Genomic DNA, 9,227 nt, shown 5'->3' with positions numbered 1-9,227 from the left:
GCGATCGTTGGCGTGCACGGGCTGTCCAGCGGTGATCACCAGATTGCGCTGGAGCGCTTGGTGATCGAGCGGGCGGTGAGCGTGAACACCGCTGCGGCGGGGGGCAACGCCAGCCTGATGACCATTGGCTGAGGCTGAGGGTTGGTGGTGAAGAAGGAGAGCTTAGGCTCTCCTTTTTTTGTGGGTCCTGGATCAAAAATGGGCCGCCACGCGGCCCCATAGTTGATGCTGTCAATCAACGGCATCGCCAATAGTCAGTGCTTCATCCCCAGCTCAGCATCATCCAACAGCGCCTTGGCCAACCCACTCAGGTAATGGGAAGCCCAGATCAGTCGCTGGTCACCCTCCATCAGGCCTGTGAGGGTCATGTCCCGCACATAGCCCATCAACTCGGAAGCCTGCTCCCGGGCGGCTTGGCAGGGGATGCCGGGGGCGATGCAAAACAGCGGTTGGGTCATGCCTTCGCCTTGGAAGAACTGGGTCTTGCCTACCGTCGTGCAGGTTTTGGTTTCGTCTGTGCTCATTGCTTGATCTCCCTGAATTTTCAGTGCCTGGGCGGGCCTCTTCGCGGGGCAAGCCCGCTCCCACAGGTTCCCCCGCCAGGCCTGAGGGCAGCAGAGATTCTGTGGGAGCGGGCTTGTCCCGCGAAGAGGCCGTACCAGATAACCCATCTGTTGCGGCCTAGTGCGCCACTCGCGGCTCTGCCGGCATCTGCGCCTGGATCAACGCCGACTCAAGCAAAACGCGCAGCGCTTCGAGTTCATGCATGGAAGCCATCATCAGGATCGACGCAGGGGATTTTGGCTGCAGCAACAAGGCCTGGTGCACCACGGTCTGTGCGCACTGGGCATACTCCGTGGCCTGGATGAGGGTGTCTTCGAGGGAGTGGAAGTTGTGAGGTGGATCGGGAACGATTTTGAGCATGGTAACTGTCCTGTTCATGACAAAGGACCACCACCGCATGCTGTCAAACAAGAAGGTGGCAGCTGTGTATGGGTTGACAGACCGGCGAACAGAACCGAAACCGGCGCACGCGAAGTGCCCCACACACAGCTGCCATAACAAGGCAAACCTATGCGGTTCGTTCAGAGCGGCCTGTCAAAGCCGGTCGCTGTTTCGCAACGACCGCCCGAGACTAGAGCGCCACCCTGGACATCGCAATGGCTTGGAAGAGCTGGAATTATGTTTGGGAAATAGCCTACAAGAAAGCGAGAAATTCCTACAATTCACACACAAATCGCAACAAGTTGCCTCCCGGCCACTGCCCGCCCTGCTACGTCATCTTCTAAACCCATATCACCCACACCAATTAACCTGTCCCCCTCCCCCCTCAATCCCTAGACTCGGCCCAAGCCCGCCCAAGGACCGCCCCCATGCCCGAGACCCTGCTCAGCCCCCGCAACCTCGCCTTCGAACTCTACGAAGTGCTCGACGCCCAAGCCCTGACCCAACGCCCGCGCTTCGCCGAGCACAGCCGCGAAACCTTCGACGCCGCGCTGGCCACTGCCCGCACCATCGCCGAAAAGTACTTCGCCCCGCACAACCGCAAGGCCGACGAGAACGAGCCGCGCTATGTGGATGGCCGCGCCGAGCTGATTCCCGAGGTCAAGCCTGCGGTGGACGCCTTCCTCGAAGCGGGCTTCCTCAACGCCAACCGCGACTTCGAAGTGGGCGGCATGCAGTTGCCCAGCCTGGTCTCGCAAGCCTGCTTCGCGCACTTCCAGGCGGCCAACGCCGGCACCACGGCCTACCCGTTCCTGACCATGGGCGCGGCCAACCTGATCGAAACCTTCGGCAGCGAAGCGCAAAAGCGCCTGTACCTGCAGCCGATGATCGAAGGCCGCTACTACGGCACCATGGCGCTGACCGAGCCCCACGCCGGCTCCTCGCTGGCCGATATCCGCACCCGCGCCGAACCTGCCGGCGACGGCAGCTATCGGCTCAAGGGCAACAAGATCTTCATCTCCGGCGGCGACCACGAGCTGTCGGAAAACATCGTGCACATGGTGCTGGCCAAACTGCCGGACGCGCCCGCCGGGGTGAAGGGCATCTCGCTGTTCATCGTGCCCAAGTACCTGGTCAACGACGACGGCAGCCGCGGTGCGCGCAACGATGTGCTGCTGGCGGGCCTGTTCCACAAGATGGGCTGGCGCGGCACCACCTCCACTGCGCTGAACTTCGGCGACAACGGCGAATGCGTCGGCTACCTGGTGGGCCAGCCGCACCAGGGCCTGGCCTGCATGTTCCAGATGATGAACGAGGCGCGCATCGGCGTCGGCATGGGCGCGGTGATGCTCGGCTACGCCGGCTACCTGTACTCGCTGGAGTACGCGCGCCAGCGCCCGCAGGGCCGCCTGCCGGACAGCAAGGACCCGCACAGCCCGGCCGTGCCGATCATCAACCACACCGACGTCAAGCGCATGCTGCTGGCGCAGAAAGCCTACGTGGAGGGCGCGTTCGACCTCGGCCTGTACGCTGCGCGCCTGTTCGACGACACCCACACCGCCCCCGACGAAAGCGCACGGCAACAGGCCAAGGAGCTGCTCGACCTGCTGACCCCGATCGTCAAGTCCTGGCCCTCGGCCTTCTGCCTCAAGGCCAACGAGTTGGCCATCCAGATCCTCGGCGGCCACGGCTACACCCGCGAATACCCGGTGGAGCAGTACTACCGCGACAACCGCCTGAACCCGATCCACGAGGGCACCGAGGGCATCCAGTCGCTCGACCTGCTCGGGCGCAAGCTGGCGCAGAACAACGGCGCCGGCTTGAAACTGCTGATCCGGCTGATCGCCGCAACCGGCGAACGCGCCAGCCATCATCCGAACCTCGACGCCCTGCGCCAGCCATTGGAGCAACTGGTCAATCGCCTGCAGGCCGTGACCCTGGCCCTGCTCGGCGACCTGGCACAAGGCAAGGTCGCCGGCGCCCTGGCCAACTCCGCGCTGTACCTCAAGGCGTTCGGCCATTGCGTGGTCGGCTGGCGCTGGCTGGAGCAGGCCATCCACGCCGAACTGGGCCTGCTCAAGGGCAATGCCGGCGACCGCGACTTCTACCAGGGCAAGCTGCAGGCCGCACGTTATTTCCTGACCTGGGAAGTACCTGGCTGCCATAATGAGCTGGCATTGCTCGAGGCGCGCGACGACACCTGCCTGGCCATGCAAGAGGGGTGGTTCTAGGGGGAGCCACCGTGTACACGGAGGCTTTTCCATGTTCGATTCCAGCGCTTTGCTGCGCCAGCGCTTCGCCGCGCTGCGCAGCACGGCCGAGTTGTTTTCCCTGCGTCATGTAAAACAGTCGCACCAATCGCTTTCGGTTCGGCGCAACGTCGCCGAGCCGCCGCTGTTCAGCCAGGACGAAGGCGCCATGCTCACCGTGCGGGTCAATGGCGTGGAGGCCTATGCGGCCACCGCCGACTTGTCTCAGCAAGGCCTGCAGCGCGCCCTCGAACAGGCCGAAAACCTGGCCCGGCAAATCGCCCGGCACAGCCTGCTCGACCTGCGCGAGCAAGCGGTGACCGCTGCGCGCCACGACCATGTCTCGCCCAACTTCGAGCAACCGCTGCCGAGCCTCGCCGACTGCCTTGGCCTGCTCGCCGCCGAATCGGCCAGCGTGCCCAAGGACAGCCGCCTGGTGGATTGGCAGGCCAGCCTTGGCATGAGCCTGGTCGAACAGACCTACCTGAACAGCGCCGGCGCCGAGCTGCGCCATGCCCAGCGCTTCCTGTTCCCGGGCCTTGGCGTGACCGCCAGCGACGGGCAGGACAGCCAGAGCCGCAGCCTTGGCCGTGACAACTTCGGCCAGCAGGGCGGCTTCGAGGTCATCGAGCGCTGCGGCCTGGTCGGCGCCGGCCGCCACATCGCCGACGAGGCCTTGCAACTGCTGCTGGCGCCCAACACCCCCAGCGGCGCCCGCGACCTGCTGCTGATGCCCGACCAGATGATGCTGCAGATCCACGAGTCCATCGGCCACCCGCTGGAGATGGACCGCATCCTCGGCGACGAGCGCAACTACGCCGGCACCAGCTTCGTCAAAGCCAGCGATTTCGGCCACCTGCAGTACGGCTCCAAATGGCTCAACGTGACCTTCGACCCGACCATCGGCGAAGAGCTGGCCAGCTACAGCCATGACGACGACGGCACCCCGGCCAGCAAGCAGTACCTGATTCGCGACGGCCTGCTGCTGCGCCCGCTGGGCGGTGCGCTGTCGCAGTTCCGCTCAGGCCTGGACGGCGTGGCCAACAGCCGTGCCTGCGGCTGGAACCGCGCGCCGATCGACCGCATGGCCAACCTCAACATCGAGCCTGGCGACCAGCCGCTGCAGCAGCTGATCGCAGGCATCGAGCACGGCATCCTGATGCGCACCAACCGCTCCTGGTCCATCGACGATGCGCGCAACAAGTTCCAGTTCGGCTGCGAATGGGGGCAACTGATCGAAAACGGCGAGCTCAAGGGCATCGTCAAGAACCCCAACTACCGCGGTATTTCCGCGCAGTTCTGGGGCAACCTGGCGGCGGTCGGCGACCGCAGCACCTTCCAGGTCTTGGGCACGCCCAACTGCGGCAAGGGCGAACCCAACCAGGTGGTACGCGTGGGCCACGCCTCGCCCGCCTGCGTGTTCCGCCAGATCGACGTATTCGGGGGAGACGCCTGATGACACCACAGCAAACATTCGAAGCCCTGGTGGGCGTGCTGCGCGATGCACTGCAACCCGGCGAGCAGTTCACCCTCGGCTACAGCGCCGAACACTCGCAGTTCGTGCGTTTCAACCACGCCAAGGTGCGCCAGGCCGGCGCCGTGAGCCAGGCCAGCGCGCAGTTGCGGCTGATCCGTGACGGGCGCCAGGCCGAGCACCAGGTCACCTTGAGCGACGATGCGCAGCTGGACCGCCAGCGCCTGGGCGAGGCTTTGCAGCAACTGCGCCAGACCCTGCCATTGCTGGCCGTGGACCCTTACCTGCGCCTTGACGAAAACCCCTGGCACAGCCACAGCCAGCAACAACAGCCGCTGCCGGCGTTGAGCGAAGTGCTGGCGCTGCTCGAGCGCGAAGCGGGCGACCTGGACCTGGTTGGCATCTATGCCGCCGGCCCGATCTGCCGCGGTTTCGCCAGCTCCTTCGGCGCCTTTGGCTGGCACCAGGCCAACAGCTTCAACTTCGACTGGAGCCTGTTCCACAGCAATGGCCAGGCGGTGAAAGCCAACTATGCCGGCCAGGTGTGGAACGCCGACGACTTCAGCGCACGCCTGCGCCAGGCCCGTGAGCAGCTGGGCTTCCTCGGCCGCCCGGCAGTCACCCTCAAGCCCGGCAGCTACCGCGCCTACCTGGCGCCCGCGGCCATGGACGAAATCGCCGGCATGCTGTGCTGGGGCGGTTTCTCGGCCCAGGCGCTGGCCACCGGCAACAGTGCCCTGCAGCGCTTGTACAACGGCGATGCGCGGCTGAGCCCGCAGGTCAGCTTCAGCGAACAGGTCAGTGGTTCGTTGAGCCCGGCGTTTTCCGATGAGGGCTCGCCGCGCCTGGATGTGCCGCTGATCCGCCAGGGGCGCGCGGTGGACAAGCTGGTCAGCGCCCGCAGCGCGGTCGAGTTCGGATTGCCCAGCAACGGCGCCGACAGCTACGAGTCGCCCTGCGCGCTGAGCCTGGCGCCGGGCGGCTTGGCCAGCGAGCAGATTCTTGAACGCCTGGGCACTGGGCTATACATCAGTAACCTGTGGTACCTGAACTACTCGGACCTGCCCGCCGCGCGCATGACCGGGCTGACCCGCTTCGCCACCTTCTGGGTGGAGAACGGGCAGATCCAGGGGCCGGTCAGCACCATGCGCTTCGATGACAGCCTGTACAGCCTGCTGGGCAGCCAGCTGGAAGACCTGACCTGCGAGCGCGAGATGATCCTGTCGACCAGTACCTATGGGCAGCGCAGTACCGGGTCGAGTCATTTGCCGGGGGCGCTGGTCAAAGGGCTGACCTTGACATTGTGATTGTCCATCCGGGCCTCATCGCCGGCAAGCCGGCTCCCACAACACCCCTGTGGGAGCCGGCTTGCCGGCGATGAGGCCCGGACAGACGGAAGAGGACGCCATGCCCGAACGCACCCCGCTGGACCCGACCACCGCCCGCTGGATCCCCTGGGTGGTGGCGATCGCTTTCTTCATGCAGTCCCTGGACGGCACCATCCTCAACACCGCGCTGCCGGCCATGGCCCGCTCCCTGGATGAAAACCCGCTGCGCATGCAGGGCGTGATCATTGCCTACATGCTCACCGTGGCCCTGCTGATCCCCGCCTCGGGCTGGATCGCCGACCGCTTCGGCACCAAGCGCATCTTCTTCAGCGCCATCCTGCTGTTCAGCTTCGGCTCGCTGCTGTGCGCCATGACCAACAGCCTCGGCTTCCTGATCTTCGCCCGCGTGGTGCAGGGCCTGGGCGGCGCGCTGATGCTGCCGGTCGGGCGGCTGGTGGTGCTGCGCGCCTACCCGCGCACCGAGCTGGTGCGGATCATGAGCTTCATCACCATCCCCGGCCTGCTCGGCCCGCTGCTGGGCCCCACCCTGGGCGGCTGGCTGGTGGAAATCCTCAGCTGGCACTGGATCTTTCTGATCAACCTGCCGGTGGGCGCGCTGGGTTGCTATGCGGTGTGGAAGTTCATCCCCGACCTGCGCGGCGCCGAGCGCACCACCTTCGACGGCCCGGGCTTCATCCTGTTTGGCGCGGCCATGGTGCTGATCACCATCGCCATGGAAGGCCTGGGCGAACTGCACCTGCCGCACCTGCGGGTCATGCTTTTGCTGTTCGCCGGCATGGCCTGCCTGGCCGCTTACTGGCTGCGCGCCGGGCGCGACCCGGAGCCGCTGTTCTCGCCCAGCCTGTTCCGCGTGCGCACCTTCGCCATCGGCATCCTCGGCAACCTGTTCGCGCGCCTGGGCAGCGGCGCCCTGCCGTTCCTGGTGCCGTTGCTGCTGCAGGTGGCGCTGGGCTATTCGCCGGCCCAGGCGGGCATGAGCATGATCCCGCTGGCGGCGGCGGCGATGCTCGCCAAGTCCATCGCCAGGCCGCTGATCGAGCGCCTGGGCTACCGCATCGTGCTCACCGGCAACACGCTGCTGCTGGGCCTGCTGCTGGCCAGCCTGGGGCTGGTCGATGAGCAGACCCCCTATGCCGTGCTGCTGGTGCAACTGGGCCTGCTCGGGGCGGTCAACTCGATGCAGTTCACGGCCATGAACACGGTGACCCTGATCGACCTCGACGATGCCGCCGCCAGCAGCGGCAACAGCCTGCTGTCGGTGGTCGCGCAGCTGTCGTTGAGCCTGGGCGTGGCCTGCGCCGGCGCCTTGCTCGGCGGCTTCACCGCCGCCGGCAGCGCAGAAGGCGTGGAAACCACCCTGCAGGCCTTCCAGCTGACCTTCGTGACCATCGGCGTGATGGCCATGCTGGCCGCGGCGATCTTCCTGCAACTGGCGCCGACGGACGGAAGGCGTGCCCGTCGTCCGGAACAACACGTGGAATCGTAGGGCGAATGGCCATGGGGCTGGTAGACTGTGCGGCATTTTTCGCTTCGCACCGCAGGCCCGCCTCGTGACCACCGAATCCACCGCCTTTGCTACCTTGCCGCTGTCCGCCGCCATGCTGGCCAACCTGGACGCCCTCGGCTATGCCTCGATGACGCCCATCCAGGCCCAGAGCCTGCCCGTCATCCTCAAGGGCCAGGACCTGATCGCCCAGGCCAAGACCGGCAGCGGCAAGACCGCCGCCTTCGGCATCGGCCTGCTCAACCCGATCAACCCGCGCTACTTCGGCTGCCAGGCCCTGGTGCTGTGCCCCACCCGCGAGCTCGCCGACCAGGTGGCCAAAGAGCTGCGCCGCCTGGCCCGGGCCGAGGACAACATCAAGATCCTCACCCTCTGCGGCGGTGTGTCGCTGGGCCCGCAGATCGCCTCGCTGGAGCACGGTGCGCACATCATCGTCGGCACCCCAGGCCGCATCCAGCAGCACCTGGACAAGGGCACCCTGGTCCTCGACGGGCTCAACACCCTGGTGCTCGACGAAGCCGACCGCATGCTCGACATGGGCTTCTTCGACGCCATCGCCGCCATCATCGGCAAGACCCCGTCGCGCCGCCAGACCCTGCTGTTCTCGGCCACCTACCCGGCCGGCATCGAGCAGCTGGCCGCCGATTTCATGCGCAAGCCGCAGCAAGTGAAGGTCGAGAGCCTGCACACCGACAACCAGATCGAGCAGCGCTTCATCGAGATCGACCCGCAGCAGCGCCTGGAAGCCGTTACCCGCGTGCTCGGCCACTACCGCCCGCAGTCCTGCGTGGCGTTCTGCTTCACCAAGCAGCAGTGCGAGGACGTGGTGGCCCACCTGACCGCCAAGGGCATCGTCGCCCAGGCCCTGCACGGCGACCTGGAGCAGCGCGACCGCGACCAGGTGCTGACCATGTTCGCCAACCGCAGCAGCTCGGTGCTGGTGGCCACCGACGTGGCCGCCCGTGGCCTGGACATCGATGGCCTGGACATGGTCATCAACGTCGAATTGGCCCGTGATGCGGAAATCCACGTGCACCGCGTCGGCCGCACCGGCCGTGCAGGCGAGAAAGGCATTGCCGTGAGCCTGGTGGCGCCAGCCGAAGGCCACCGCGCCCAGGCCATCGAAGCGCTGCAGAAAAGCCCGCTGCGCTGGGACCAGCTGGACAGCCTGAAGCACAAAGGCGGCGAGCCGCTGCTGCCGGTGATGACCACCCTGTGCATTGCCGCCGGGCGCAAGGACAAGCTGCGCCCGGGTGACATCCTGGGTGCGCTGACCGGTGATGCCGGCATTCCGGGCAAGCAGGTGGGCAAGATCGCCATCTTCGACTTCCAGGCGTTCGTTGCCGTGGAGCGGGCGCTGGCCAAGCAGGCCATGCAGCGGCTGAACAGCGGCAAGATCAAGGGCCGGGCCCTGAAAGTCCGCATTATCTGACGATTCCTGGGGCTGCTTTGCAGCCCAATCGCCGGCAAGCCGGCTCCCACATGAGGGGTGTGCCGCCCTTGTGGGAGCCGGCTTGCCGGCGATTGGGCCGCACCGCGGCCCCTATTACCAAGAGGTATACCGTGCACTCCACCGACGTGATCATCCTCGGCGCCGGCGCCGCCGGCCTGATGTGCGCCCAGCTCAGCGCCCGCCGTGGCCGCCGGGTGCTGCTGCTCGACCACGCCAACAAGCCCGGCAAGAAGATCCTCATGTCCGGCGGCGG

General features: G+C 66.3%; 8 protein-coding genes. 6 read left to right on the top strand and 2 right to left on the bottom strand.

The window, feature by feature from the left end:
- Positions 1-254: 254 nt before the first annotated feature.
- Together B3E94_RS17840 and B3E94_RS17835 are read right to left on the bottom strand one after the other, a co-directional pair.
- On the bottom strand, positions 255-524 hold the full coding sequence (locus tag B3E94_RS17840; protein ID WP_286914506.1) for a DUF3077 domain-containing protein: 270 nt from the start codon (positions 522-524) through the stop codon (positions 255-257).
- Positions 525-681: 157 nt separating this feature from the next.
- A complete protein-coding gene (locus tag B3E94_RS17835) occupies positions 682-924 on the bottom strand; it encodes a hypothetical protein (RefSeq protein ID WP_286914505.1) in 243 nt (80 codons plus the stop codon).
- Between the two features lie 449 nt (positions 925-1,373).
- On the opposite strand from B3E94_RS17835, the gene B3E94_RS17830 reads away from it, so the two are divergent.
- From B3E94_RS17830 to B3E94_RS17805, 6 genes are all read left to right on the top strand, one after another.
- Positions 1,374-3,176 carry an acyl-CoA dehydrogenase gene (locus B3E94_RS17830; protein WP_286914504.1) on the top strand — a complete coding sequence of 601 codons (1,803 nt, stop codon included), beginning with the start codon at positions 1,374-1,376 and terminating at the stop codon, positions 3,174-3,176.
- 31 nt (positions 3,177-3,207) lie between these two features.
- A complete protein-coding gene (locus B3E94_RS17825; RefSeq protein WP_286914503.1) occupies positions 3,208-4,650 on the top strand; it encodes a TldD/PmbA family protein in 1,443 nt (480 codons plus the stop codon).
- A complete protein-coding gene (locus B3E94_RS17820; protein WP_236237458.1) occupies positions 4,650-5,975 on the top strand; it encodes a TldD/PmbA family protein in 1,326 nt (441 codons plus the stop codon). The genes B3E94_RS17825 and B3E94_RS17820 overlap by 1 nt, the downstream gene beginning before the upstream one ends.
- A 100-nt stretch (positions 5,976-6,075) precedes the next feature.
- A complete protein-coding gene (gene mdtD, locus B3E94_RS17815; RefSeq protein WP_176513801.1) occupies positions 6,076-7,503 on the top strand; it encodes a multidrug transporter subunit MdtD in 1,428 nt (475 codons plus the stop codon).
- A gap of 112 nt (positions 7,504-7,615) precedes the next feature.
- The gene (dbpA, locus tag B3E94_RS17810) at positions 7,616-8,953 is read left to right on the top strand and encodes an ATP-dependent RNA helicase DbpA (RefSeq protein WP_236193528.1); all 1,338 of its coding nucleotides are present in this window, start codon (positions 7,616-7,618) and stop codon (positions 8,951-8,953) included.
- 131 nt (positions 8,954-9,084) lie between these two features.
- Positions 9,085-9,227: NAD(P)/FAD-dependent oxidoreductase (locus B3E94_RS17805; RefSeq protein ID WP_286914507.1), on the top strand; the 143-nt coding region annotated here is incomplete at its 3' end.

The organism is Pseudomonas sp. UBA6315 (assembly GCF_002438125.1).
GTDB classification, from domain to species: Bacteria; Pseudomonadota; Gammaproteobacteria; order Pseudomonadales; family Pseudomonadaceae; genus Aquipseudomonas; species Aquipseudomonas faucium.
The sequence above is the reverse complement of the archived record's forward strand: the minus strand, read 5'-3'. Positions and strand labels throughout refer to the sequence as shown.

Coding starts and splice junctions, on each gene's coding strand:
- B3E94_RS17825 (WP_286914503.1), top strand. CDS start 3,208: ATGTTCGATTCCAGCGCTTTGCTGCGCCAGCGCTTCGCCGCGCTGCGC.
- B3E94_RS17840 (WP_286914506.1), bottom strand. CDS start 524: ATGAGCACAGACGAAACCAAAACCTGCACGACGGTAGGCAAGACCCAG.
- dbpA (WP_236193528.1), top strand. CDS start 7,616: ATGCTGGCCAACCTGGACGCCCTCGGCTATGCCTCGATGACGCCCATC.
- B3E94_RS17835 (WP_286914505.1), bottom strand. CDS start 924: ATGCTCAAAATCGTTCCCGATCCACCTCACAACTTCCACTCCCTCGAA.
- B3E94_RS17830 (WP_286914504.1), top strand. CDS start 1,374: ATGCCCGAGACCCTGCTCAGCCCCCGCAACCTCGCCTTCGAACTCTAC.
- mdtD (WP_176513801.1), top strand. CDS start 6,076: ATGCCCGAACGCACCCCGCTGGACCCGACCACCGCCCGCTGGATCCCC.
- B3E94_RS17820 (WP_236237458.1), top strand. CDS start 4,650: ATGACACCACAGCAAACATTCGAAGCCCTGGTGGGCGTGCTGCGCGAT.